This window comes from Mesorhizobium sp. M1328, from assembly GCF_040318075.1.
Classification (GTDB): domain Bacteria; phylum Pseudomonadota; class Alphaproteobacteria; order Rhizobiales; family Rhizobiaceae; genus Mesorhizobium.
Genome location: NZ_JAMYLO010000025.1, coordinates 15,821 through 39,386, shown reverse-complemented (window position 1 = coordinate 39,386; position 23,566 = coordinate 15,821). Strand labels below are relative to the sequence as shown.

The following is a 23,566-nucleotide window of genomic DNA, read 5'->3' as shown; positions in this document are numbered from 1 at the left end:
CCCCTCACAATGTCTCGACGTTGCCGTCGACGCCGAGCGACTGGCCGGAAATGTTGACGCCCGCATCGGAAAGCAGGAAAGCCACCATCGCCGCGACATCATATGGGCTCGTCATACGGCGCAGCGAGATGTTCTGCAGATAGCGTTGTGTCATCTCCTCGTTTGAAACGCCTAATTGCTTTGCCCGGTCGGCAATGACCTTGTCGATGCGCGGCCCTTCGATGATGCCGGGCAAAATGGCATTGACCCTGATGCCATGCGGTCCGAGTTCCTTGGCAAGACTCTGGGTCAGGCCCACAACGCCGAACTTGGCAGCCGAATACGGCGTGCGGAACGCGTAGCCATGGCGGCCGGCGGCCGAAGACATCGAGACAATCGAGCCGCCGCCCGCCGCCTTGATCAGCGGCACGGCACGCCGCGCGCACAGGAACTGGCCGGTCAGGCAGATATCTATGCAACGCCGCCAGTCTGCCGGGTCGATCTCATCGACGCCGCCGGTCGGCCCGGCAATGCCGGCATTGTTGATCAGGGCGTCGAGCCCGCCGAGCTTTTCCTTGACAGTCTCGAACAGCCGGTCGACATCGTCGTCGCGCGAAACGTCGGCTTTGACTGCGCCGGCGAGCGAAATCCTCTCTGGAGCGGCAGCCAGCGCCTCGTCGGAAATATCGCAGATCACGACACGCGCGCCGAGCCGCGACAGTGTCTCTGCAATGGCAAAGCCGATGCCGCCAGCGCCCGCCGTGACCAGCACGCGTTGGCCTTTGAGCCCGGTCAGGAAATCGTCCGCCGATGCCGGTGCGCTTGAGCTCATTGTTCCATCCCTTTCACTGAATCCGCCTTTCGCGCAGCGCCATGACGGCACCGAGCACCACCAGCCCGAACAGGATGGCCCGCGTCGCGTAAGGCAGCGTCGTGCCGGCGAGCAGCATCTGTAACGCGGTCAGGAGCAGCACCCCACCCAGCATGCCAAGATAGTGGCCACGCCCGCCGGTGATCAGCGCACCGCCGACCACGACGACGGCGATGGAGGGCAGCAGATAGTCGTCGCCCATGCCGAGGCTAGCCTGGCCGGAAAAGCCGGTCAGCATGATACCGACGACCGCCGCGCAGACCGCCGACAGCATATAGACGAGCATGAGCGTGCGACCGACCGCTATGCCGGAGAGCTGGGCTGCGCGCAGGCTGTTGCCGATGCCGTAGACGCGGCGGCCGAAAGCGGTGCGGCCGAGCAGCAGCACGGCAAAGACGACGAAGGCGATCATGAACACCACCACCGGCGTGATGGCGAGTACCTTGCCGGTCATGAACCAGCGCAGCATCGGCGAGGAGAAGCCGGCCGGCGTGCCTTGCGAGTAGAGCAAAGCGAAACCTTGTAGAATGCCGTTGGTGGCCAGCGTCATGACGATCGGCGAGATGCCGAGAAAGACGATACCGATGCCGTTGGCGAGACCGATGAGGCAAGCGACGGCGAGCACCGCCGGCAGCGCATATACAAGTGCAGCGTCGGATCCGTTGACCATGCCGGCAAGCAGGATGCCCGAAAGGCCGATCGTCCACGGTACCGACAGGTCGAGCCCACCGGTGAGGATCACGCTGCCTTGCCCAAGCGCCAGGATGGCAAGGAAGCTCGACAGCACGAACAACGAATTCCAGTACCCAAAATTGACGATGGCGCGTCCGAGCCAGATCTGGGTGACGATCACGACGATCGCAAGACAGACATAGGCCGGCAGCGCATAGCGCAGCGTCTCGGCATTGCGGACATGGAAGGCCGGCTGCGGCGCCTGCTGCTCGCCGGCGCTGCCCCGGGCAATTCTCAGCCGCCGGTCGGTGCGATCGATCTGCGAGGGCAGCATTCCGGCGCGCCACGCGGCCAGCCGAGCCCGCAGCGCACGCAGTTGGCGGGCAAGCACGGAGCCATGCGACAGCGAGCCGGCAAGCACGGCAAGGATCAGGATCGTGCCCTCGGCGATCGTCGAATAATAGGCCGAGACGTTGAGCACGAGCAGGATGTTGACGACCATCATCAGGATGTAGGCGCCGAAGACGGTGCCGACCGGCCCGCCTTGACCGCCGCCCAGCCTTGTGCCGCCAACGACGACCGCCGCGAACATCGACAGCAACAACGGGTTGCCGACCAGCGGATCGCCGCTGCCGGTCTGGGCGCTGATGAAAACGCCGGCAAGCCCATAGCAGCCGCCGGCAATGACATAGACCAGGAAGCGTACGAGAACGACGCGCACACCGACCGCGGCGGCGGCATCCGGATCGCTGCCGACCGCATAAAGCGCTGTCCCGAAGCGTGTGCCTTTGAGCCAGAACCAGCCGAGCAGGACGACGCCGATGACCACCAGCGGCATCGGTATCCAGCCGGCGATAGCATCACCGAGATAGAAGGCGCCAAGATCGGGCGAGACGAAGCCGCCGGGCTTGTCCATGACCAGCAGCGTTACCCCCTGCAGGATGAACATGGTCGACAGCGTGACGACGATAGGCTGCATGCGCAGGACGGCAATGAAGAAGCCGTTGAAGGCGCCGACCAGCATGCCGACCCCAATTCCGGCCAAAGTCCAAAGCGCGACACTCGTGCCGGTGGCCATCGGATCCATGCCGTTTGCCAGGACGACATTGACCAGCGAGATCACCGCCCCCGCGGACAGGTCGAAACCGCCAGACAGGATGACCAGGGTCTGGCCGATCGCCGCCAGTGCCGAAGTGGCGCCGCCGCTCGACAGGAACGAAATGTCGAAATAGGTGAGCCGCCCGGCACTGACCAGATCGACGATCAGCAGGAGCGCCGCAAAGACGATCGCCGCGATGATGGCGCCGCGATGCCGCGCGAGGAGCCGCGACAATGTCGCGGCCGGTGCCGCAGCGGCCAAGCTCGTCACACTCATTCCGCCGCCTCCCGGACCAACTCGCCATGGCCAAGCGCCGGCCGCATGATCGCGCCTTCCGTGATCTCGTCGCCGGCAAGCTCCGCCACCAGATGGCCGTCATAGAGGACGAGCACCCGGTCGCATTGATGGACCAGTTCGGGAATTTCGGTTGAGTGCAGAAGGATCGAGCCGCCGGCCGCCACATAGTCGCGCATCATCACGTAGAGCTCGTGCTTGGTGCCCACATCAATGCCCCGGGTCGGATCGAAAAGCAGCAGGATCCGGCTTTCGGCGACGAGCCATTTGGCAATGGCTATCTTTTGCTGGTTGCCGCCAGAGAACGCCCCTGCCCTCGTCCACAAGGCACTGCTATCGACCTCCACGGTCGAGAAGGCGGACTGTACGGCCTTTGCCTCCTCGTCTGTTCTGATCAGGCCAAACCGGGTGAAGCGTGCGACGACCGGCAGCGATGCATTCTGCCGGCCCGAGAGCTTCAGGAACAGGCCTTCGGTCTTGCGGTCCTCCGGCACTAGCCCGATTGCCATATTGGGCTTGAGCGCATCGGCGGGCGAGCCGAGCCACACTGTGCGACCGTCGACCAGGATATGACCGCGCTCGATCTCGGCCATGCCGAAACAGGCGAGGAACAGGTCGAGCTGACCCATGCCCTGCAATCCGGCAACACCGAGGATCTCGCCCTTGCGCAGGTCGAAACCGACGCCGTCGAGCTTCCTCCCGGCCTTGAGATCGCGTACGCCGAGCACCGGCGGACCAAAGGCGGCCTCGCTTTCTGGTTTCGGCGGGAAGGTCTGGGCGATGCTGCGGCCGATGATCTTTTCGATCACCTCACCATCCGAAACATCGGCGACCGGCGCGGTCACGATGTGGTGGCCGTTCCTGAGAATGGTCAGCGTGTCGCAGAAAGCCCGCACCTCGCGCATGCGATGGGTGATGAACACGACCGTCGTACCGGCTGCTTTCAACTGCCCGATGATGCCGCCCAGCCACTCGACATCGCCACCCGACAGCGTCGAAGTCGGCTCGTCGAGCAGAAGGATGCGCGGCTTGCGATAGAGCGCGCGCGCGATTTCGATCTTCTGGCGGACGGCGAGATCGAGCGTCGCTACCTCGGCATCGAGATCGACCGTTAACCCCAGATCGGAGATGTGCTTGCGGACGGCCTTGCGCGCGCTCAACCGCCTGATCAGGCCGATCGGACCGACGGGCGCGTATGGCAGCAACATGTTATCGAGAACGCTGAGATCGCGTACCAGCGTCATTTCCTGGAAGGCTGTCTGCACGCCTTTGGCGTGCGCGGCGCGCGGCGAACCGAGTGGCGCCGGTTCGCCTAACAGGGTGATTTGCCCGTCGTCGGGCCGTGCCAGCCCCGACAGCAGCTTGACGAGCGTGGACTTGCCCGCACCGTTCTCGCCAAGCAAGGCATGCACGCTGCCGGAAGCGATCTGGAAGGAAACGCCATCGAGGGCGACTGTCGCGCCAAACGCCTTGCGGACGCCCTCTATGCCGACAGCTGTCGAATGCGCTGACATCATGATCCCAGTCCCGGCCTGCATCAGAGGTACGTGGAGTGCCTCGAAAGCACCCCACGCCCACTTTCGGAGTGCCTACTCCTCGGGCTGGCCTACAAGGGCGGCTGCGAGACCGATTTCCGGTGTCTGATCGGAGAAGATCGAGGCGAACCAGCCTGGGTTCGAGACCAGCGACGGTTTGAACGCGTTGCAACCAGCCTTCATCTCCGCCCATGTGCCTTCGTCGCAGAGCTTTATCGTCTCGTTGGTGACGACCGGCAGTGGCAGGATCGTCTTCTTGGCAACGTCCTTGCCCTCAAGCGCCTCGACGGCAAGCTTGAGAGCGAGCGCCCCGGAATAAGGCGGCGAGGCGTAGGAAATGCGCGACGCGCCGAGCGGTGCGTAGGGAGACGTCGCGCCCTCGACCTCCGTGCCCTCCGGCAGCATCTGGATACGCCCGCCATTTGAACCTTCGCCGGCGCAAGGCAGGAGTTCGCTGGTCTTCTTGCCGGCCTCGAGCTGCATGGAATTGGCGGTGAAGCAGCCGACCTGCATCCACAGCCCGTTGATGTCGTCCCAACTGCGCGTCGCCAATATTTTGGAAAGTTCGGTACGGGCAACCGCCTGGCTCCACATGCCGACAGCCTCGCCGACGATCTTGATGTCGGGATGCTTGGCAAACACCTCCTTCGCGGCTTTGGTGCGCAGATCATCGACCGAGGTGCCGGGGACGCCGGTCACCGCGATGATGTTGCCTTTGCCATTAAGCTTCTTGACCAGCCACTCCGCCGTCACGCGGCCAGCCTCCTCCTGGTCGATATGGACATTGTAGGCGCAGGGCTCGGTGATCTCGGCATCATAGGCAAACACCTTCACGCCCTTATCGCAGGCGTTCTTCACCACCTGGTTGAGCGCTGTCGGCGAGATCGGGAAGATCACGATGGCTTCGGCGCCTGCCTGCACCATCGCATTGATCTGCTGGATCTGGCGCTGTGCGTTCGGCCCCGCCACCTGGACCTGGAGGTCCACCTTGTCGGCCATGCTCTTGTGCGACGCCATCGCCTTGACCATGTTGGCGGCCTCGGCCTGCCAATCATTGCCGATGAAGCTCATGCTAAGAAATATCTTGTGCTTTCCGGCCGCTTCGGCGGCGGACGTACCAAGAACGCAAACAGCTATGCCGGCAAGCAGCGCAAGCCGCCGGCCTTTCGATCGGATACCCATTCGAAACTCCTCCCAGTTCAGACGACCGAATGCCTCCCAAGGGTACGAGACGTACTCCTTGTCATTCGATGCGGCTGACCGTATCATGATTTGATCAAAGATCAATGATGAAATGGCTGAGAGGCAAAAGCTGGACACGCGGGCGCTTGACGCGGCAATTCGAACCTTGCATTCCGGGCACAGGCGCCGGGATGACAAGAGCGTCGCCCGAACGGGGGAAGGTTGGCAGAAATGGCTGGGGCAGCATTCAGGAAGCCGGGCGTCGAGATCACGCCGCTGTCCAGGGAAACCCTGCAGGACAGGGTTTACCGGCACGTTACCGAGTTGATCCTCGACGGCAGCATCGTTCCAGGTGAGATGGTGACGGTGCAGAGCCTCGCCGACGCTTTCGGCGTCAGCCCGATGCCGGTTCGCGAGGCACTGCGGCGTCTGAGCGCCGCCAACGCCTTGATGGTGGTTTCCGGCCGTTCGATCGGTATCCCGGCATTAAGTCGTGCGCGGCTTATCGATCTCAGGAACGTCAGGTTCGAAATCGAGGCGATCGCCGCCGCATGGGCCGCAGAACGCATTGACGATCACGGCGTGATGCTGCTGGGCCAGCATCTGGAGGCACTCGAGCAGGCCAATGCCGCCGGCGACGTCAAATCCTATCTCAGGGCCAATTACGCCTTTCACTTTTCCATCTACCGGGCCGCGGGCTCGGAAAACATGCTCAGCATCATCGAGAACCTGTGGCTGCAGATCAGCCCCTATTTCAACATGCTGCACGATTCTGGAAACTATTCGACCGCCAACCAGCACCATCAGCAGATGTTTGCAGCGCTGCGAGACCGCAATGCGGAAGCGGTCCGGGCGGCGGTCCGCGCCGACATCGACGCGGCTTTCACAGTGCTGATCAAACTGCTGAAGTAAGATTCCTCGAAGTCGCGCTGGTACGGCGGCGAGCCGCCGCTAGCCACGAATATGTCCATCTGCGTGTAGCGCCCGCCCGTCTGCATCCCTGAGATCAGGAAGGTATAGACTCCGGCTCCATTTCAGAGGCTTCGACCGCGGCGACCTCGTCCGCGCCGAGCTCCGCTGTCAGCTCGACCCGCCGGTCGCGCTTCAACAGCCGGACAAAATCCTCGTAGGCCAGCAGCACCGTGTGCGGGCGACCGTTCTTGGTGATGATGACCGGGTCGCGGACCGCGGCATCCTGATAGGCGCCGAAATTTTTCGAGACGGCGGCGGTTGTGACGGTGGTGGTCATCGGCGAGACTTCCTTTATTCCGGAATATATGGGCTTTCCGCAAGTGTCGGGCGCCCGCCAGATGGAAACGAGGCAGTAACAGGGCAACCTCCAAAGACCCAGAATGCTAAATCGTCGCGATACGGGCCGAAACCCTCGACGCGCGCGATTTCGTGCTGCCCTTCGACCGGGCGATTTTCTGGTCCTCGGACAGGGTGACGATGGTCACGCCTGCGAAACTCAGGCGCTTGAAGACGCCTGCCACGTCCTCCTGATCGCGAATGATTGTCCAGCGCCTCCGACAGAACCATGTCGAAATGGCCGCCCGAGCATCGGCAAGAAGCGACTGAATACAAGGGATGCTCCGGAGATGCCCGGTCGGATTAGTTCTCTACCGCGGTCCGTCCCTCGCGCGGCGCGCTCACGGCACTGGCGCAACTGCTCCTCAATGGAGGCGTCGCGCTGGTTGTCGGAGGAATAACGGGCGTAAAGGGGAATACGGGTCATGGGGCTGACCCCCATCGTCACGGGCCGGGGCGCGTTCGCTACAGGGTGTATGGTTCGCGTATCCCCGGATCGTCAGGTGGAAAGTCTTTGGTATTGCGGGTCACAAGCAAGCGTCCGGCGGTTTGCGCCGTAGCCCAAATCACGGCGTCGGGCAGCTTGATGCGATGTGCTCGCCGCAGCGCTACTGCACGGTTGGCGATCTCGTCGTCCAGAGCGATGACTTTGAAGCCTTCGAGGAAAAGCCGGGTCGGCTCGACCAGATCGGCGTTTGCGCCAACCATCACTCCCATCCAGGTGATGATACTGATGGCACGGCTTTCGAAGCGCTCGATTTCCTCGCGGGCCTGGGGGACGGCGTTCAGATAGTCGATGAGGATATTGGTGTCGAAAAGCGCGCCTACCATTCGCGGCGCACTTTCTCCTGATAAGCCAGCCCCCCAACCTTGCGCTTACCCCACAGGCCGAAGCCATCCTCGACCTGTTCGCGATGATGGCGGTCGAGATAATCGTCTATTGCCGCCCGGATCAGGGCCGCACGAGATTGGCGCGCCCGTTTGGCAAGGGTGTCGAGGGCTTCAACCTGAGCATCGTTCATGTCGATAAGAGCTCGCATCGCACACTCATATGATATGCCTTATACATATCATATGCTACGATACAGCGGAGGGAAGAGATCGTCTCGGGAGCGTGTCTGGAGGCAGTCTCTTCACTCCCTGTCGGCCTCGTCTTCCATGGTCGGCTTTTCAGGGGTTTGTTGTCGTTCGCTGCCGTGCGCGCGGCAAAATCCTCACGCGCCATGCGGCGGCCGATGATGCGCGCAAGCTGGAGGGCGACGTCGTTGACCTTGCGCAGCGCCTCGGGATCGGGGGCCGTCCGCGTCGCCATGACCGTTGGCCGCTCTTTCTCTACCGGTGCGTTTCCGCTCACCGTTCATAGCCGGCTTCTCCCTCTGGCCGCCACCTGACCGGATCGGCAACCCACCCGTTGATATCGGATTCCCGCCATCCTGCGCCGTTGACGCTGATCCTGAACTGGGCCGGGAACGTCCCCTCGGCGATCTTGCGGTAGATTGTGGATCGTGACAGGCCGGTGCGAGCAAGGACGGTGTTCAGGCGGCGACGTCAAATCCTATCTCAGGGCCAATTAACTTCTCGATACAGGGCCGCCGGCTCGGAAAACATGCTCAACATCATCGAGAACCTGTGGCTGCAGATCAGCCCCTATTTCAACGTGCTGCTATTCGGCCGCCAACCAGCACCATCAGCAGATGTTTGCGCTGCGTGACCGCGACGCGAAGGCGGTCCGGGCTGCGGTTCGCGCTGACATCGACGCGGCTTTCACAGTGCTGATCATATTGCTGTCGGTGTTCGGGATGGACGCCCCCACCTCGAACCACCAGCTCGGTGTAGGTGTGGACCTAGGGAGCTGCTGACTACCAAGCGCGGCCGGCTCTACACGCACATGGCTGGCGCGCTCGATCTCGGCAGCCCGGTTAAGACGGTTCGCGATTTCACCGATGTTCATGGCGCGCCTCCTTTTCCTGGCTGTTCTGTTCCTCACCACCGTCCGTGCGGTTGATTGTCACCGTGCACGTGATCAGGGAATTCCAGTCCGGGCCGTGTTCGATGACGTTATGAAGCTCGGAAATCTCTTCTAGAAAATGCTCGATCGCAATGGGGCCGTTCTGGTGGGCGTAGACTAGGACCGCTTTCCAGCGCTTGTCACCATGAAGCGTTACGACGTTACTCATGCCGAGTGTCTCCTGGGTCACGAACAAATCCCGCTGGATGCCCGCGGGGCCAAATGCCTTGACCACCGCTCATATAGCACGCGTCGAGTGCGAACCTCGGTGGGACGACGCCGCGAAAAGTCCTGGGCAACAATCTGGAGCTCATCGTTCGGGCAACCATCCCATGTTATCAATCGTTCGCCGGCGCGGCGCTCAATTTTCGCCGGGCAAGCTCGCACCAGCCTCAGGCGGCGGATCGCGGTCGACAACATGCCGTAGAAGGAAACGCCAAGGTCAAGGCGCAGATCGCCATTGCTCGCGCGATGATGCGCTAGGCCGGCCTTGACGATTGCCAGACGAGCGCCAGATGGGGCCACATGAAGCGGGTCAGGACTGACAACCTAAGCATTTCATCCATTGACCGGTGTGCTGGCAGAATATCGACGCGCACGACTTCGGACAGGTGTCTCACCACGCCGAACCGCAGCATCAGCCACTTTCCCGGGCGGTAGCTGTTTTACGAGCGCCTAAAGAGGTTGGACGTCATGGCCAGACCAATCATCCACTTTGAAATAATAGGGCGCAATCCAGCGAATCTGCGGCGCTTTTACTCGCTACTCTTCGGATGGGAATTCGAGGTCGGCGGAGCAGTGTCGCCGCTTGTTTCCGACGCAGGCGACTATGGCTTCCTCGCCCCACCCTCCGGGGCTCAACCGGTGGCAGGGGGTGTTGGAGGCGGGAGGAATTTTGATCCACACACCATCATTTACGTCAGCGTGACCGATATCGAGACATACCTGGCCAAAGTAGAGCAGTTGGGCGGGTCACGAGTTCTTGGGCCGGAACGCTCGCCCGGCACCCCGCTGACGATTGGGCAGTTCCGAGATCCCGAGGGTAACCTCGTCGGTCTGGCACAAATCGACGAAAACACCTGATCTCTTCAATAATCGATCCCGTGGCAGCAACGGCGGCCAGCTCGTGCGTATGGCGATCGAACTCACTTGCCCGGCCGGCGTGCTGCCGAGCGAAGAGGCAGTCAACCTACTCTATGGACCGTTGCCGGTGCATGAGGGCGAGGCGCTTGCAAAAGCGATCATTGAGACTGTCGAGCGGCTGACCCAGACTATCGACGCTTTGCCGCCGCTGTCCGGGCCAGCGCTCCCGAGATCAGATCAGTCGTAGACCTTGACGATCTTGCGCGTGCTCGGATCCACCAGAACGGTCCGGTTGTCGACCACCACGTAGCGATATTTGACGTTCGGCACTTCATGAAGCTCGACTGTATCCGGAAGGGCCGAACCGATATTGAGCTCCACTCCAGGAATTTTCACCGAAGCGAGCGGCTGCTTCTTCACGAATTCTTTGATGACGGTTTCCTGCTGCGGTTCGATAATCACATCCTGGGCGGCAGCGGCACCAATGCCGGCCAACAACAGAAATCCCGCGGCTGCGGTGGAAAGATGCATTCTCATAGCCGTCTCCTTGTTGAATTTTGCCGGGACGCAGCTTCATCGCGCCAAGCTCACCTCAACGCGAGCCAACCAACGAACGTTCCTCGACGGGGCTTAAACCACTAGACCGTAAGACCTAAGTCTGGCCTACCTGCGCAATGGTCCGTGCACAGGCCGCGACGGGAACAGCCGTAGCTCTTTGTAGTTGGTGCGTCATCTCCGAGAGGAGAAATCGGCGCAAGAACAGGCCCTTCATGCGCTGATTAGGGTCCGCCGACCATGCTGGATTTGGCAGGCGGACCCTTAGTTCCCCGAACGCCCCGGATCGTCGCCAAAGCCCAGCAGCGAAGCGTGGCGTATGTACTTATGCTCGCCACGAAGATGCTTGATCCGCAGCTTCACGCCTGGCTCCACCCACTGCGTCGCCGGTCGCTTCTTGACGCCTTCCGGAGCTGGGCCGGCATGTTCCTTGACCCGCTTCCACAGCCGTTCCTTCATGTCGCGACCCAGGCTGATGAAGGCCGAGCCGACATATTTTCCGGTACCGGGTTGCGCCAGCAGGGCGAACGCCGCCTTGCCAGGCTCCCGCTCAACGCCGAGCAGTTTGATGTTGGCCCGCTCCGATACGGGCTCTCCGCGCGCTTGGAGACGATGCCCTCAAGCCCCGCCTGGTCGGCGAGATAGAAGATAGCCTTAGGGTCGCCAGGGATGGCTTCGCTGAACTGGATGCGGCTGTTCGGCTTGATGATGCCGAACAGCATTTCGCGGCGCGCCTTGCAGCCAATATCGCGAAGATCGTGCCCATCAAGATATATGATGTCGAAGGCGCCGAGAATCATTGCATTAGGGATCGCTGTGGACGGCCTGCTGCAGCGCGTCGAAGTCGGGCAGACCGGCCGCATTGGTGACCACTGCCTCACCCTCGAAGATCGCGTTCTTGACGTCGAGCTCGCGCGCGGCTTCGACGAGCCCTTTGTATTTGCTCGTCCAGTCAGCGCCGGACTTGGTGAAGGCGCGGATATCTTCGGAGCTGTTGATGACGATCGGGGTGCGGTAGCCGTCGAGCTTGATCTCGTGAATCCAGTGTTCACCCTCGGGTGGCTTTGGGACCAGCTTGGGCTCCATCGGCGGAATGAACTCGAGCTGCCGCCGCCGGTACTTACAATTTTACGCACCCAGTCAATACTAGGTACAAAGCTTATATTAGCCAGAGTGAACGGAACGTGATTCCGAACGGCTACGGCAACGCGCGCGGGCTCACCTTGCGCTCAGTGATGAAGAGCTATCCAAATGATAAGCCCGAGCAGCAGAACAAAAACGATCGCGGCGCTACGTCTGACCCCACGTTTCAGGGATTCAGTGAGCCCATACTTCTCGTACGCCCGCTGTGGATCGACGCGGACATCCTCTTGGAATTGGAGTTCAATTCTTTCCTGCAGGCTGAACTCAGTTCGCTCTTTTTTTGACATTGGTGCTCCCCAGACCAGCCCGCTCTCTGCCGCCCCCATCTGCTCGCCATCATCCTCCCTTAGGAAGAGATGTCCATGGGCGTCAGCCGCCATTGCCCGCGCCGGCCGCAACGAAAGTTACTTGCCGGCGTTGCTGTCGATCCAACTCGAAGGAGGACCCAGATGGCTGACGATAGGAGTAAGCGGGATTTCCGAGACCGCAATCGCGTATCCGCGGACGAAGACTATGAGGTGGAATATTTCGCCGAGCAGAACGGCCTGACGCCCGACCAGGTTCGGCAGTTGATCAAGACCTACGGCAACGACCGCGCCCGCCTGACAGAAGCTGCAAAATCGCTTCGTCTCCGGTGATCCCCGAACAAATGCACCAACGCAATTCAGCGATATTTCTTCGAAGGCGGGCCTATCGGTGGAGAGACTTGCTGCGTTAAGATGAACCGCCGCGCCGGTCGGGTGTTACAGCACCAAAAAGTCCCGCCGCACTGCCAGGACGGCGGGACCCGATCAAGCGACTTGCACCAAGCTAGGGACTTCGGGGGTTGGGCTGGTGCGCGCGATCAGGTCGACTTTAGGCGCATGATCTGTAACGCGTCCACCAACCGGCGGTTTTAGTCAGCGCCGGCGTCCGACCCGGTCATGGCTGAATTGCAACAGAGTTTTGGCCGGCAAGCCGGTGCAGAAGGCGCTACTTGGCAAACTAAGGGGGGCACGGGGTCTTCGCGTGAGCCAGTTATCCGATCACCCGCTCAGAAATTTTTACCAAACATTTCCAGGAACAAATTGAGTCCGGAGCAGATCGCTGAGGAACCCTTCGGTACGCTTTCGCACATCGAATTGATCCTTATGACGACGGTAGTATCATCGAACCCTTACAACCGGGGGGTTGGATGGGCGTTGCAAGGATCGATCCAGTGTTGGAGGAGGCAATTAATGCGGTCCTCACCAGGGCTGACCGAGAGGACACCATATCGATTTCTGCCGCGCTACGCCGGGTTCGGGAGGCGGCACCTCATTTGGTCGCGACAGACCAAGAGATAAAGGACGCCATAGTCGAAGTTGCCGATGCCCTTCGGCTGCCAGTAGCGGACAATGACACGTAAAGGCTGCTAAGGAGGGCGGCCCTCTGTTTAGGGCTCGGAGTGCCCGATGTCCGGTTCCGCCTCCACATCGTGGCGCGTGCCCCTCATGGGAACATCGCCCAGGACGGATGAGCACCGCGTGCCGCAGCCTTCCGACTGATCCTTCGCGGCAATCGCCGTCACCACTAAACCGAATGCAAGCGAAATGGCGAGAGCGACACCCATTGGGAGATGATGCATGCCTGCCCGCCTACCGAGCGCTTCGAAGGCGGTCGATGAACGTTTGGAGACAATCCCATCACGGCCTCAAACATGCCTAACGAACCGTTATGCGCCGTCATCGGTTGAAGGAAGGCTATTTCAGAGCCGGGGGCTGGCTACCCACAGAAGCAGTGCAACGCGGATCCCGTAGGGAACCAGCACGACCGCCAGCGCTACCCAAAAGCCGGGGTCCACCAGCACTGCCATTTCACTGCGAAGCTGTTCAATCGCGTGTTTCCAAGGAGGGCGTGTTTTCAGCCTTCAGCCGCTGCTCCCGGAGCCGAGCCGTCTTTGCCTCTCGGGCCGCGCGCTCAACATCGATTAACGACCGGGCAGCATCTGACGTGCGCTGCTCTCTCTCGTCTCTTTGTGTCCAAGTGGGCAAGCGGCGCTCTCCTATGCGAGGCCCCGATCTGGGCGAATAGTGTTATTGATCGAACTATCGTCGCAAGCGGGTGTTCCACCCAAGACAACAAAAAGCCCGCCGACCGAAGCCGACGGACCAGTGTGACCGACAGCTGATCACAATTTGCTGTCTGGCCGGAGTACAAAGCACCAACACGCGAAAGGGCCGAAAGTTCCGCAGATGCTAATATACAACAGGTTCGGGGCTAGCCCGGAATTCCGGTGGGAGACCCGAATCGTGGAACCTTTCAAAAGCGCATGACTTTTGCCTTCTTGTGGAAGGAGATGCGAAATGAGCCTTGACATAGGAAAGGTCGCCATAGCGTTGCTTGGCCTGCTTGCCTACAAGAACAGGGACAAGATCGGCGAGTTGATCGCTGGCAGGAAATCGACAGATCCCAACGCTAGCGCTGGCTCGCCCGGCGGCCTCGGCGACATCCTGGACCGTCTCAGAAATGTGGGTGCGGGCGATCAGGTAGATTCTTGGGTAGGAACAGGATCCAACCGACCCGTTCAGCGCGAACAGGTTGAGAAAGCAATCGACCCGCAAACGTTGGACGATCTGGCCGAGCAAACCGGATTGTCACATGACGAGCTTCTCGACCGGCTCACAAGAGAACTCCCCGACGCAGTGGACAAGCTCACTCCCGACGGCCAGTTGCCAGCGAGTAAGGGTCCAAATCTCTTGGACGAGGTCCCAAGGACTGGTCGTACTTAGCGCCACCTCGCCACCGACAGGTAACGTTGCGGGCAAGCTGATCCAGATGGCGCGTGGACTTCGGAGGGCAAGCTTGCGCCGTGCGTCCAACTTTTCCACTGCAAATTTCGCCCGTTCTCAATTTTTTGCCTCCATTTCTCGCGACTCAATTAGCATCCGCTGATGGAACGTCGTCACGCCCTCCGAAGAGTCACGAACGGGTTTTGGGAGGTGTATGATATAGATGACGACCAGGTTGTCTTCACAGACGGGGTAGCTCTGACAAATTTGCAGGGGGAAGAGGCACTTGACGCTCTGGAGCTACTGAAGGGCGGATTCCTGATCCCGAGCAAGCGAAGGCGTTCCCGATACTGACCCGCCTGATGCTTTCCGACAAGGTGCAGCATGGAATTATCGCGCATTACAGATGCGCGATAATTCCTATCGGCGCTCAGGTGGCAAGGTTTTTTGCGCATCTAAAATGCGCGATATTGTTGCGCAGAGATCAGGCTGGGCGTAGTCCGCTCCCTTCGGAGATCGCGACAGCCAACACTGCTCGGATGCATTCTAACGCTGCTAGGAGGAGCCGCCTGGTGTGCGCTTCGCCAAAGCAAGTCTTGCTAAACCTCTGCCAGGCCATTTCAGGGGAATGGAAGCCGTGCCTATTGCCCTGTGGACGTTGCGACACAGCAGCGATTGGGGCACATTCCAGGCCATGTGCAATCTTTACAATATCACGACCAGCCAGGAGGCCATTCGCCAGTGGACCCGCGCCTTGCGCGACATCCTCGGCAATCTCGAACCCTCCATCGACATCCCAACCAGCCAGGCCCGGTGGTGCGCAATGCGTCGGACGGCGAACGCGAACTGGCCAATCTGCTGTGGGGCATGCCGACGCCACTGGAGCGGGTGAAGGGCAAGGCCGACTACGGCACCACCAATATCCGCAATCCGCAATACGGCCACTGGCAGCAATATCTCGGCATCGAGAACCGCTGCGTGGTGCCCGTCACCAGCTTTGCCGAGCCCAGCCCGACGCCCGGCGACAAGGACCCCGAGACCGGCATCCAGCGCAACTACTGGTTTGCACTCGGCGAGGACCGCCCGCTGTTCTTCTTTGCCGGCCTGTGGACGCGCTGGCAGGGCATTCGCAAGGTCAAGGACGGCCCCGGCGATCACCAGGTCTATGGCTTCATGACGACCAGGCCCAACGCGCCGATCCACGACAAGGCAATGCCGGTGATCCTGACCACGCCGGAAGAAACCCAGACCTGGCTCACCGCGCCATGGTCGGAGGCAAGACACCTGCAGCGCACGGCGCCCGATGATGCGCTGGTGATCGTCGACAAGCCGGCGACACAGATTAAGTTCGCGGCAGCGCCTGAACACGCGCCGGCGCAAGGGTCGCTGTTTTAGGTATGAGTCAACACTCGCTCCGCACTTAAGCGAACGGGCCTTGTCGCGCCGTCGCGCTCGCCCTTTGGCGCCCCCTGTATGGTCTAATAAGTTAGCTGTGGTCGGCTGTTCGCCAATATGCTCCCATGCAGTTGGCATACGTCACGCAACCAGTTCCCCATGTATGGAAACCTCTTGCAGCAGATTTTCGGCCGAGCACCAACTGGGATGTCCGTCATGGTGGCCGTAAATTCAAGGAAGTTCCTGCCATCTCCGAAGTGCAGGAACTTTTAATTGTTCGCCGGTTCAACTACGCTTATTCGGATGCCACGCGGAACACGTGGGCAGGAAGGAGGAAGGCATGCTTCGGATTGCCACCCTTGCGACTTTCAGCATTGGCTTTGCCGTTTTCGCAACCATGTCGGCGCCACAGTCCCAAGCCGCACCTTGCGGTATTGTGCACAAGCAGGCCCGCCAGCCGCTGAATGACCAAAATTTCTGGCTGCTCGCTGAACATGGCGGCAGGGCCTTCGTTGACCAACGCACTTGCCTCGTCGCCAGGATAGACAGGCTTGATCAGCCTGCCACGCTGAGCGATGCGATGGGGTATTGCGCTACGCTCGGACAAGGCGGGCCGTACGGCGACATGGGCTGGCAACTTCCGACGATGGCGGAATTGACGAGCCTCGATTCGGCGGACTGGCCAAGGCAGCGCGAGGCGTTCGCGCAATACAAGCTGCCACCGCTCGCGCGTAGCGAAACCGAATACTGGACGCGCACTGAATGGCCAGGGCTGGCAGGATCCTTCGCGGTCGTCACATTCAGTGCACCCACGACTCTGGTGCGTCCGCTTGAAGCGACCAAGAAGGCAAGCGCATGGTGCGTCTTTGGGGTGCCGGCCACAGGCGTGGACTAGCTACTGGCGTGACCTATTGAGCACCATATCGCTCTTATGCGAGCTATATTTCCGCGATTGTGGAAGGTAATCATAGAGTCGTTATGAATTTGCCAAATTGGCGATCGCCAGGCGATCGCTGGACGTTGGTCTGCTCTTCCTCAGCGCAGTTCTTCGGCTTCTCAGGCCAGATCGTGACCTTCCGCACTCGAACGTGGGCGCCGAACGACGCTTGGACGAGGCCAAAGCAAGCGGAAAGACAATTCTTTACGATATGTTAACTGCCTCGACACTTAGGCCGAGTTTTCCGGGATGGAATGCAAAAAGCCAGGTGTGTTGACAGACAAATTGTTTTAACTTACTTTATTGAGGCGTTTTATAGCGAATGTGAGGTTGAATTGGCCACGCCTTTGGCGGCCAATTTTCGCTGTAACGAGCAAATACCAAAAGTAGCCTGCTAGATATTGCCAGTAAAAAAGCAATGGGGCCGCCGCTTCGGCGGGAGGGGAGGCTTTTGTGCATTTTCCTTTGGTCGTTATGTTGAAGAGATGCGTCTTCAATACAGCGATCATCTTGGCCGCGGTTCTTGTGCTCGGCGGAGGGGTTGACCTCGCGGCAGCCCAGCAAATGTGCGGCTCCGCGCTATCGCAGTGCGACCTGCAGACCGACCCCGCATGTCTTGAACGCACCTATGCGTGCGGCGAATATGATACCGTTATCCAGTCGCTCTTCGTCGAGCGGTTCGAACCGACGCCCGACCAGAAATACTTCGTCGGCGCATCGTTCTACGGACGCCATATTCGCGAACGCGCCGCCGGCGTGCAGTGCGAGATGGTGAAGTTCGCGCGCGAATACCTGACCGACTATCTGTCCGGCGTCGAGGCTGAGTTCACCACCAGCGGCTCGTTCGGCACCATGCGACAGATGGATCAAATCTATCATGCCGCGCAGATGCTGACTGACCTCGGCGACGTCACCGGCTGTCCGGAATCGGCGCTGACACGCGCTACCGTCGAGGACATCGCCCGTAGCGAGGCCGTACGTTATGCGCGCTCGGTATTCCTGCAGCCGCCGCCGGAAGCCCGTTCCTCGTTCGACACGCTGCAACTGGCGCTGAGAAGCTTTGTCAGTCGAGCGTCCGATCTCGAAACAGGCATCGCTCTGCGCCGCGTCGAGATCAAATCGGCCGATACGCACTTGAAGGCGATCCGCGCCATTTTTGCAGAGATCTTCGGACCGGTGAGCGGTGCGGGCGCGACGCTGGTCGCCAACACCTCGATCCTCGACGGGCTGGCGGCGAAGACAACGCAGATGCTGCGCTCCGTCGAAGTCTCGGAGGGAGAGTTCAAGCGGGCGCTCGGCGACGTCACGCCTGAGCAATACGCAAATCTCAATCGCAACACTGTTGCAAGCGCCGAGGACTTTCTCAAAATCTCTGCCTTCCACATCAACATGATCGGAGTGCTGCTGCCGACCGATCCGGCAAAGCCCTTCTGGCGACTGGACGCCGAGGTTCATGCCGACAATGCGGCACAGGGCGCATTCAACGATCTCGCCAAAATAAAGGCTGACTGGAAGGCGCACGGCGGTGCGACCGGAATCTGCGCCCAGGCTGGCGCGGCCGACAGGGTGTGGTACTGCCGATGACAAGCATCCGAGACATTGTGCTGTTTCTAATCGTCAGTTGCGTCCTGGCCGGCGAAGCCGGCGCCGCATCGATCCTGGAGCGCGCTTACACGTCGGAGAAGCTTGACAGTTTCTGGAACGCGACGCTCTCTAGCGCGACGCCCGAGACGACCCGGTTCAGCCTGCTCGCCCCCGGTCCCGCCGCCGTCGAACCGAGTCGCGAGGCGACGCAGCCCGATTTCGGCCTGCCCTTCGCCGGCGAGGTAATCGGCGAGGCATCGGCCCCTTCCGGCGGCAGCCGCAGCGTCGGTTTTCCGGTCATCCCGCTTTCGGCCGACGATGCCTCGGTGCTGTTGCGACGCCTTGCCTGGGCGGAGATTTATCTCAGCCGCTACCGCTTCTTCGCCCCAGTTTCGACCGATAGCGCCGAAGAGCTCGCCGCCCTCGTCGGCCGACAATACGCAGCCGCCATCGAGGCTTATCTGGTCACCGGGCGGCTTTACTTCTCGGGGGCCGACTTGCCGGCGAAATGCCGGCATCTGACGAGAATGAACGAAATCGATGCCGGGCCTTTGTCGGGCGCAAGCGCGGATGCGCTGCCTGCCGCCTGGCGTCCGCTATTCCCGATCGTCGAGGCCGTGCGCGCACGGCTCGGCTCGGACGCGCTGGCGAAGCTGGTCTGTTCGGCCAAGCCAGTGCGCGGGCGCGCCGAAACGACCGAGCTGATCGAGACGCGGGTGCGCGGCCAGATCGTCAAGGCAGTCAGGACGAAGGTCGACGATACGCTCAACCTGATGAACGCCGCTTCGACCGAATACCAGTCGCTGGTCAACGAGATGGACGTGTCGATCAAGTCGGCCGAGGTTATGGAGTTGGAGCGTGTGCTCGGCAACGCGCAGGCCAACATGGTGCTCGTCAAGGCGGATCAGCTGAAGGCAGCCGAGACGATCGCCACGCTGCAAGCGGTCGATCTCTCCAGCCTCAACCAGCCGGATTCGCTGAAGGAGTTCGAAGACGGGAAGGCAAGGATGGCGCAGATCGTCGGGCAGATCGAAGGGGTGATGACGGCTCTGTCGGGCCTCACGCATGTTGTCGACGATCCTGCGATCACGGCTGAGCTTTCTTCCTGCGCAGGACTGGGTGGAGCGTATTCAGCGCTCGACCTCACGCTCGACACTGGCGCGCTGACCGCGAAAATCAGCAGCCCCTACGAGGACTGTATCAACCATGCCCGCGCAGTGGTCGCACGGTTCCAGAATCCGTCGCTTTCCAAGGCGCAGATGGCCGAACTTGCCCGGCATGTGCGCCAGATTTCCGAGGTCTTTCTGATGGCGGGGCAGCCATGAGGCGGTTCTTCCTGCTTTGCGGACTGGTCATCAGCATCATCTTTGCGGCTGCGGGAATGGCGCGCGCGCAAGATTGCATGGCGCTCGACGTCGACGCGGCCGCCGGCCATGCCGGCGAGCTGACGACGCTGCTCAAGATCGCCAATTTCCGAGCCGACGTGAAATATATGGGTGAAGTCGCAACCGAACTCGAACAGTTCTTGACGACCTGCGGCGACGAGACGACCGGACGGCTGGCGATCGTGTGCGATTTCGACTGCCACCTGCAACTGGGGCGCTATCGCCTGTTCCTCGCTGCTGACGTGCCCTTCCTGTCATCGGCGAGCGGCGTCAGCCGCAACGATACGCCGGTTTCGCCGCAGGCGGCGCAGGAATTCGGCCGGCAAGGGATCGAGATCGTCGACCGGGGCCTTCGCGTTCTCGCCCGACAACAAGGGGGTGACCATGGCACCACGGCGGGAGAGGATGCGAGCTACCGCACCTTCGTGCGGCAGCTGACGGCGCTGTCTTCGCTGAAGATCCAACTGCTGATGAATACCGGCGACGTATGGTACCAGACCCTTTCGGAGGCTCGCGTCAAGGCGCTCGACTTCCTGGTCAGCGATACACTGGGCGCCGTTGGAGGCGCTGGTCTCGACAGCCAACCCAACCTCTCCAAGGCCTACACCAACTACGAAGCCGCGATGTGGGTGCTGGTCGAGACGCAAATGGATATTCCGGGCGAGTCCACCTACGACGACCTGCGAGCCGACCTGCTGCTGCAGCAGAGCGACCTGAACGCACGCATGGACAGTGTGCGCAAGGGTTTCCTGTTCCTCAATATCGACCCGATGCAGTTCACGACGATCCCGTTCGAGGAACTGCAGCAGGCACTGACCGAGAGCGAACAGCGGCTGACCGATGTTGAGCGCAATGTCGAGACGTTGGTTGACCGGTGGTACGCCAACAAAGAGGGCGAAGCGACCCGCGCGATCGACGAGGAGCGGACGATCCGTAGTCAGGAAGTCAACCTGATCGCCCACAAGATCGGCAAGCTGGAACACGAGGCGCAGACTTTCGCCACCACTGTCCAGCAAGAGATCAACGCGGTCGATGCCGAGAAGGACACGTTCGGCTATCGCCAGCAGATCAGGTCGCTGGAGATCGAGCTCGCCACCAAGATCGCCGAGTTCGAGAACCAGCGCCGTCAAATCAACGACAGGCAGGAACTCGACCTGATCGTCCTCTCCAAGGAGGCCGAAATCGAGCGGCGCAACGAACTGCGCTGGCTGCTGAACTGGGAAATGACGCAGATGAACCTCGATCTGCAGATTTCCTCGCTCGAAAGCCAGATCACCGAATATGCCCGCCAGACCGAGCGCAACGCCAACCAGCTCGAACAGGCGGTTCGCCAGCGGCAGATCCTCCAAACGCAAATCACCAACAACCAGGGTGCGATCGCTCGCGCGAACGGAGCAATCACTGAACTGCAACTGCGCCAGACCGATCTCTATCAGCGCCGCCGGGCCGTCGACCGCGAGCAGCTTTGCGGCATCGAGAACCAGCTTGCCTTGATCGGAGAAACGCCGGCCCATCCGTTCACCCCACTGCTGGCGGGTGAACAGCCGTGCCAGACAGTAACGCCGGCGTTCACACGTAACCAGTACGTGGCCCAGATGTGCGGCCCGGACGGACAATCAGGCCTCAGGGCTCAGCTCCTCACCACGCAGACCCAGGCCAGGGCTTTCCTGATGAAGTGCGTCATCGGTGACGCCGATTTCGCCGACGTCGAGCCGCTGATGTCCGATCAACAGATGATCACGTCGAACATCTCGCTGCCGCAGGAACTGGCGAACGTCAGTTGCGGCTCGTTCACGCAGACGGAAACCGACTTCGCCAAGAAACTCTACCAAGCCGAGCGTGACGTCTACGCTAAGAGGAAGGCAGACCTCGAGGAGGCGCGTGACCAGGTCGACGGCCAGCTCACCGAGGTGATCGCCTGGTTCGCCGCGTTCAACGGCACGACGCAGGCCGCGCAGATCACACTCACCGCCATCCAGGCCGCCTACGCGATCTCCGCGGCGATACCCGAGGTCAATGTCTGCGCCTGCGGGCTCGCCAGCGGCGCGGCGACCAAGATCGACACCTCCAAGGTCGTCAAGGCATCGCTCGAAGCGGCGCAGTCGATCCTGTCGACGATCATCGCGACCGGCCGGGTGACGCAGGAGAACATCAACCAGATCAATGGCCTGAAGCAGCGGATCACGCAGCTTCGCCAGGCGAACGAGGAACTCGACCTCGACAAGGCGCTCAAAGCCCGGGCACTCATCGACACCCACTTCCAGCTCGCCGGTCGGCTGGCGCAGGGAGCCGAGGAGATCAAGGAACTGACGCTGCAGGGCTCGATGGCGGCGGTCGACTGCCAGAGCCAGGATCTCGGCATCGACGAGCAGGTGGCGCGACTCACGTCCGACCATGCACGCATACTCGCCGGGCTCGATCTTCAGGCGCGCGAAAACGACATGCTCAGTTTCCAGATCGCCGACCAGCAACGCACGATCGACCGGCTGACCAACGAGATCGCTATTGTCAATCTCGAACTCGACAAGCTGTCCCTGTCGGAAGCTCAGCTCAACGACGACAATGCACGTGTCGCCGAACTGGTCGCCGCAACCAACGGCCGCATCGACCGCGTTCGCGCCGCGCAGACGACCGTGACTGGCCTCGCCGAGGAATCAAATGCCTCTACCAACCTGATCAACGAACTGCGCGACCGGCAGAAGGACAAGATGCTGGCGCTGAACGATGCCGAGCTCGCCTTCGTCGAGCAGCGCATTACACAGTCGCGCGGCAACACCGAGGAACTCGTCGCAGGCCTGAACCAGGCCAAGGAACTCGGTCTCAAGAGCCGCGCGCTGCAGGACAGCATGCTGAAGTTCCAGAGCAACGTTCAGGCCGAGGTGACGAAGCAGCAGGAGGACATGACGAAGCTCGTCACCCAGATTGACGATCCGGCGAGAAGCAAGAATCTGTTCATCGCAACCCAGGACACCGTCGCCGACCTGATGAAGGGCATCCCCGAATATCTGGTGACCAAGCGGCGCGTGCTCGAGACCGCCAACCGGCTGATGCACCTCATGCGCCGCCGCTTTGAAGTGGTGCAGGCCTTCACCGGCGAGGCGGCGACTGTGCCCGTGGTCTATGTGCGCAACGCAACTCAGCTTCAGGCGATGATCGACGACATTGTTGCCAAGCGCTTCTTCGACGAGCGGCAGATCAATATCGATGTCGCCCAGATCGTCGTGCCCGCCAATTCCGGTTTCGCCCGCAAGCTGGCGCTCGACGAGAATGTCGAGTTCGAGGTTTCGCCCTTCGCGTCGACCGACGCGCTGATGAAGGCAAACGGCTATTTCGCGCTATGGGCGCCCAACAAATTCCGTGAGCGCAAGAACCTGACCCTGATCGATGTCTTCGTCGGCACCGACTATCAGTGCACTGGGGCGCAGTGGAACCGCTTCGCGTTGCAACACCGCGGCAGCGGCTTCGTCCTCAAGCCGCTGACCAAGGGGTCGAGCGAGGTCCGCGCCGACATTTCGGTCGGGCCCGAGCGGGTCGCTTTGCAGACCTTTTTCAACCAGGCCGACAGCGGCGACGAGATCAGCCGGATCATCCGCTACTGGGTGCAGGATCGCTACCAGGCGCGCAAGTTCCCGCGCGCTCCCGGACCATCGAACGACACCAGCCTGATCCTGCCCTATCTCGGTGCGCCGCTGATCGGCTCGTACCGGCTGTCGCTGCAGCCGAGCGACTGCCCCTTCGACGGCGCTGTGTTCACCCTCTATTTCATCTTCGCGAGCGCTCCGTGAG

Annotated in this window: 25 protein-coding genes and 1 pseudogene; 10 read left to right on the top strand and 16 right to left on the bottom strand. The window is 61.1% G+C overall.

Annotated elements, in window-relative coordinates; genetic code table 11:
* Window positions 1-4 precede the first annotated feature (4 nt).
* The 4 genes from NKH23_RS29795 to NKH23_RS29780 form a co-directional block, all read right to left on the bottom strand.
* Window positions 5-811, bottom strand: a complete 807-nt coding sequence (locus NKH23_RS29795; protein WP_353036078.1) for an SDR family oxidoreductase — start codon at window positions 809-811, stop codon at window positions 5-7.
* Window positions 812-824: 13 nt separating this feature from the next.
* Window positions 825-2,897, bottom strand: a complete 2,073-nt coding sequence (locus NKH23_RS29790) for an ABC transporter permease subunit (RefSeq protein WP_353036076.1) — start codon at window positions 2,895-2,897, stop codon at window positions 825-827.
* The gene (locus tag NKH23_RS29785) at window positions 2,894-4,432 is read right to left on the bottom strand and encodes a sugar ABC transporter ATP-binding protein (protein WP_502912390.1); all 1,539 of its coding nucleotides are present in this window, start codon (window positions 4,430-4,432) and stop codon (window positions 2,894-2,896) included. Before NKH23_RS29785 ends, NKH23_RS29790 begins: the two co-directional genes overlap by 4 nt.
* A 72-nt stretch (window positions 4,433-4,504) precedes the next feature.
* Window positions 4,505-5,632, bottom strand: coding sequence for a sugar ABC transporter substrate-binding protein (locus NKH23_RS29780; protein ID WP_353036074.1), 1,128 nt, complete (start codon window positions 5,630-5,632; stop codon window positions 4,505-4,507).
* Window positions 5,633-5,863: 231 nt separating this feature from the next.
* On the opposite strand from NKH23_RS29780, the gene NKH23_RS29775 reads away from it, so the two are divergent.
* Window positions 5,864-6,544, top strand: coding sequence for a GntR family transcriptional regulator (locus NKH23_RS29775; RefSeq protein ID WP_292654482.1), 681 nt, complete (start codon window positions 5,864-5,866; stop codon window positions 6,542-6,544).
* A gap of 94 nt (window positions 6,545-6,638) precedes the next feature.
* Here the strand turns inward: NKH23_RS29775 and NKH23_RS29770 are convergent, their stop codons facing one another.
* The 7 genes from NKH23_RS29770 to NKH23_RS29740 form a co-directional block, all read right to left on the bottom strand.
* A complete protein-coding gene (locus NKH23_RS29770) occupies window positions 6,639-6,881 on the bottom strand; it encodes a type II toxin-antitoxin system Phd/YefM family antitoxin (RefSeq protein ID WP_353036072.1) in 243 nt (80 codons plus the stop codon).
* A gap of 106 nt (window positions 6,882-6,987) precedes the next feature.
* The gene (locus tag NKH23_RS29765) at window positions 6,988-7,125 is read right to left on the bottom strand and encodes a hypothetical protein (RefSeq protein WP_353036070.1); all 138 of its coding nucleotides are present in this window, start codon (window positions 7,123-7,125) and stop codon (window positions 6,988-6,990) included.
* A 280-nt stretch (window positions 7,126-7,405) separates the two neighbouring features.
* Entirely contained in the window at window positions 7,406-7,771 is a 366-nt protein-coding gene (locus NKH23_RS29760; protein WP_353036069.1) for a type II toxin-antitoxin system VapC family toxin, read from the bottom strand.
* A complete protein-coding gene (locus NKH23_RS29755) occupies window positions 7,765-7,962 on the bottom strand; it encodes a ribbon-helix-helix protein, CopG family (protein ID WP_502912389.1) in 198 nt (65 codons plus the stop codon). The genes NKH23_RS29760 and NKH23_RS29755 overlap by 7 nt, the downstream gene beginning before the upstream one ends.
* 328 nt (window positions 7,963-8,290) lie before the next feature.
* Window positions 8,291-8,479: a helix-turn-helix transcriptional regulator gene (locus NKH23_RS29750; RefSeq protein ID WP_353036150.1), complete on the bottom strand. Its 189-nt coding sequence runs from the start codon at window positions 8,477-8,479 to the stop codon at window positions 8,291-8,293.
* 148 nt (window positions 8,480-8,627) lie between these two features.
* Window positions 8,628-8,891 (bottom strand): hypothetical protein, encoded by a 264-nt coding sequence (locus NKH23_RS29745; RefSeq protein WP_352979668.1) that lies wholly within the window; start codon window positions 8,889-8,891, stop codon window positions 8,628-8,630.
* Window positions 8,878-9,117: a hypothetical protein gene (locus NKH23_RS29740; protein WP_352979666.1), complete on the bottom strand. Its 240-nt coding sequence runs from the start codon at window positions 9,115-9,117 to the stop codon at window positions 8,878-8,880. Before NKH23_RS29740 ends, NKH23_RS29745 begins: the two co-directional genes overlap by 14 nt.
* Before the next feature lie 524 nt (window positions 9,118-9,641).
* Between NKH23_RS29740 and NKH23_RS29735 the strand changes: the two genes are divergently transcribed.
* Window positions 9,642-10,031, top strand: a complete 390-nt coding sequence (locus NKH23_RS29735; protein WP_352979664.1) for a VOC family protein — start codon at window positions 9,642-9,644, stop codon at window positions 10,029-10,031.
* A 49-nt stretch (window positions 10,032-10,080) separates the two neighbouring features.
* Window positions 10,081-10,278, top strand: a complete 198-nt coding sequence (locus tag NKH23_RS29730) for a hypothetical protein (protein ID WP_352979688.1) — start codon at window positions 10,081-10,083, stop codon at window positions 10,276-10,278.
* Here NKH23_RS29730 and NKH23_RS29725 read toward each other — a convergent pair.
* The 5 genes from NKH23_RS29725 to NKH23_RS29705 form a co-directional block, all read right to left on the bottom strand.
* On the bottom strand, window positions 10,269-10,568 hold the full coding sequence (locus NKH23_RS29725) for a DUF1236 domain-containing protein (protein WP_352979662.1): 300 nt from the start codon (window positions 10,566-10,568) through the stop codon (window positions 10,269-10,271). The genes NKH23_RS29730 and NKH23_RS29725 overlap by 10 nt on opposite strands.
* Window positions 10,569-10,850: 282 nt before the next feature.
* On the bottom strand, window positions 10,851-11,045 hold the full coding sequence (locus tag NKH23_RS29720; RefSeq protein ID WP_353036067.1) for a hypothetical protein: 195 nt from the start codon (window positions 11,043-11,045) through the stop codon (window positions 10,851-10,853).
* Entirely contained in the window at window positions 11,042-11,386 is a 345-nt protein-coding gene (locus NKH23_RS29715) for an ATP-dependent DNA ligase (RefSeq protein ID WP_353027141.1), read from the bottom strand. Before NKH23_RS29715 ends, NKH23_RS29720 begins: the two co-directional genes overlap by 4 nt.
* A 4-nt stretch (window positions 11,387-11,390) precedes the next feature.
* Window positions 11,391-11,672 (bottom strand): ATP-dependent DNA ligase, encoded by a 282-nt coding sequence (locus NKH23_RS29710; RefSeq protein ID WP_352979656.1) that lies wholly within the window; start codon window positions 11,670-11,672, stop codon window positions 11,391-11,393.
* 143 nt (window positions 11,673-11,815) lie between these two features.
* On the bottom strand, window positions 11,816-12,109 hold the full coding sequence (locus NKH23_RS29705; RefSeq protein ID WP_352979654.1) for a hypothetical protein: 294 nt from the start codon (window positions 12,107-12,109) through the stop codon (window positions 11,816-11,818).
* 69 nt (window positions 12,110-12,178) lie between these two features.
* Here NKH23_RS29705 and NKH23_RS29700 point away from each other — a divergent pair, with 69 nt between their 5' ends.
* The 7 genes and pseudogenes from NKH23_RS29700 (at window position 12,179) to NKH23_RS29670 (ending at window position 23,565) form a co-directional block, all read left to right on the top strand.
* On the top strand, window positions 12,179-12,367 hold the full coding sequence (locus tag NKH23_RS29700) for a DUF3606 domain-containing protein (RefSeq protein WP_352979652.1): 189 nt from the start codon (window positions 12,179-12,181) through the stop codon (window positions 12,365-12,367).
* Between the two features lie 1,686 nt (window positions 12,368-14,053).
* Window positions 14,054-14,479, top strand: a complete 426-nt coding sequence (locus tag NKH23_RS29695) for a YidB family protein (RefSeq protein WP_353036065.1) — start codon at window positions 14,054-14,056, stop codon at window positions 14,477-14,479.
* A 694-nt stretch (window positions 14,480-15,173) separates the two neighbouring features.
* Window positions 15,174-15,874, top strand: a pseudogene (locus NKH23_RS29690) (SOS response-associated peptidase).
* A 340-nt stretch (window positions 15,875-16,214) separates the two neighbouring features.
* Window positions 16,215-16,769 carry an Lcl C-terminal domain-containing protein gene (locus NKH23_RS29685; RefSeq protein WP_352979649.1) on the top strand — a complete coding sequence of 185 codons (555 nt, stop codon included), beginning with the start codon at window positions 16,215-16,217 and terminating at the stop codon, window positions 16,767-16,769.
* 552 nt (window positions 16,770-17,321) lie between these two features.
* A complete protein-coding gene (locus NKH23_RS29680; RefSeq protein WP_353027140.1) occupies window positions 17,322-18,395 on the top strand; it encodes a hypothetical protein in 1,074 nt (357 codons plus the stop codon).
* Window positions 18,392-19,720 carry a hypothetical protein gene (locus NKH23_RS29675; protein ID WP_352979645.1) on the top strand — a complete coding sequence of 443 codons (1,329 nt, stop codon included), beginning with the start codon at window positions 18,392-18,394 and terminating at the stop codon, window positions 19,718-19,720. Before NKH23_RS29680 ends, NKH23_RS29675 begins: the two co-directional genes overlap by 4 nt.
* Window positions 19,717-23,565 carry a hypothetical protein gene (locus NKH23_RS29670; protein WP_353036063.1) on the top strand — a complete coding sequence of 1,283 codons (3,849 nt, stop codon included), beginning with the start codon at window positions 19,717-19,719 and terminating at the stop codon, window positions 23,563-23,565. The genes NKH23_RS29675 and NKH23_RS29670 overlap by 4 nt, the downstream gene beginning before the upstream one ends.
* Window position 23,566 lies beyond the last annotated feature (1 nt).

What these genes read in the sequence shown, in the direction of transcription:
- NKH23_RS29795 (WP_353036078.1), bottom strand. Translation starts at nt 811, where the DNA reads ATGAGCTCAAGCGCACCGGCATCGGCGGACGATTTCCTGACCGGGCTC.
- NKH23_RS29790 (WP_353036076.1), bottom strand. Translation starts at nt 2,897, where the DNA reads ATGAGTGTGACGAGCTTGGCCGCTGCGGCACCGGCCGCGACATTGTCG.
- NKH23_RS29785 (WP_502912390.1), bottom strand. Translation starts at nt 4,432, where the DNA reads ATGATGTCAGCGCATTCGACAGCTGTCGGCATAGAGGGCGTCCGCAAG.
- NKH23_RS29780 (WP_353036074.1), bottom strand. Translation starts at nt 5,632, where the DNA reads ATGGGTATCCGATCGAAAGGCCGGCGGCTTGCGCTGCTTGCCGGCATA.
- NKH23_RS29775 (WP_292654482.1), top strand. Translation starts at nt 5,864, where the DNA reads ATGGCTGGGGCAGCATTCAGGAAGCCGGGCGTCGAGATCACGCCGCTG.
- NKH23_RS29770 (WP_353036072.1), bottom strand. Translation starts at nt 6,881, where the DNA reads ATGACCACCACCGTCACAACCGCCGCCGTCTCGAAAAATTTCGGCGCC.
- NKH23_RS29760 (WP_353036069.1), bottom strand. Translation starts at nt 7,771, where the DNA reads ATGGTAGGCGCGCTTTTCGACACCAATATCCTCATCGACTATCTGAAC.
- NKH23_RS29755 (WP_502912389.1), bottom strand. Translation starts at nt 7,962, where the DNA reads ATGAACGATGCTCAGGTTGAAGCCCTCGACACCCTTGCCAAACGGGCG.
- NKH23_RS29745 (WP_352979668.1), bottom strand. Translation starts at nt 8,891, where the DNA reads ATGAACATCGGTGAAATCGCGAACCGTCTTAACCGGGCTGCCGAGATC.
- NKH23_RS29740 (WP_352979666.1), bottom strand. Translation starts at nt 9,117, where the DNA reads ATGAGTAACGTCGTAACGCTTCATGGTGACAAGCGCTGGAAAGCGGTC.
- NKH23_RS29735 (WP_352979664.1), top strand. Translation starts at nt 9,642, where the DNA reads ATGGCCAGACCAATCATCCACTTTGAAATAATAGGGCGCAATCCAGCG.
- NKH23_RS29730 (WP_352979688.1), top strand. Translation starts at nt 10,081, where the DNA reads ATGGCGATCGAACTCACTTGCCCGGCCGGCGTGCTGCCGAGCGAAGAG.
- NKH23_RS29725 (WP_352979662.1), bottom strand. Translation starts at nt 10,568, where the DNA reads ATGAGAATGCATCTTTCCACCGCAGCCGCGGGATTTCTGTTGTTGGCC.
- NKH23_RS29720 (WP_353036067.1), bottom strand. Translation starts at nt 11,045, where the DNA reads ATGAAGGAACGGCTGTGGAAGCGGGTCAAGGAACATGCCGGCCCAGCT.
- NKH23_RS29715 (WP_353027141.1), bottom strand. Translation starts at nt 11,386, where the DNA reads ATGATTCTCGGCGCCTTCGACATCATATATCTTGATGGGCACGATCTT.
- NKH23_RS29710 (WP_352979656.1), bottom strand. Translation starts at nt 11,672, where the DNA reads ATGGAGCCCAAGCTGGTCCCAAAGCCACCCGAGGGTGAACACTGGATT.
- NKH23_RS29705 (WP_352979654.1), bottom strand. Translation starts at nt 12,109, where the DNA reads ATGGCGGCTGACGCCCATGGACATCTCTTCCTAAGGGAGGATGATGGC.
- NKH23_RS29700 (WP_352979652.1), top strand. Translation starts at nt 12,179, where the DNA reads ATGGCTGACGATAGGAGTAAGCGGGATTTCCGAGACCGCAATCGCGTA.
- NKH23_RS29695 (WP_353036065.1), top strand. Translation starts at nt 14,054, where the DNA reads ATGAGCCTTGACATAGGAAAGGTCGCCATAGCGTTGCTTGGCCTGCTT.
- NKH23_RS29685 (WP_352979649.1), top strand. Translation starts at nt 16,215, where the DNA reads ATGCTTCGGATTGCCACCCTTGCGACTTTCAGCATTGGCTTTGCCGTT.
- NKH23_RS29675 (WP_352979645.1), top strand. Translation starts at nt 18,392, where the DNA reads ATGACAAGCATCCGAGACATTGTGCTGTTTCTAATCGTCAGTTGCGTC.
- NKH23_RS29670 (WP_353036063.1), top strand. Translation starts at nt 19,717, where the DNA reads ATGAGGCGGTTCTTCCTGCTTTGCGGACTGGTCATCAGCATCATCTTT.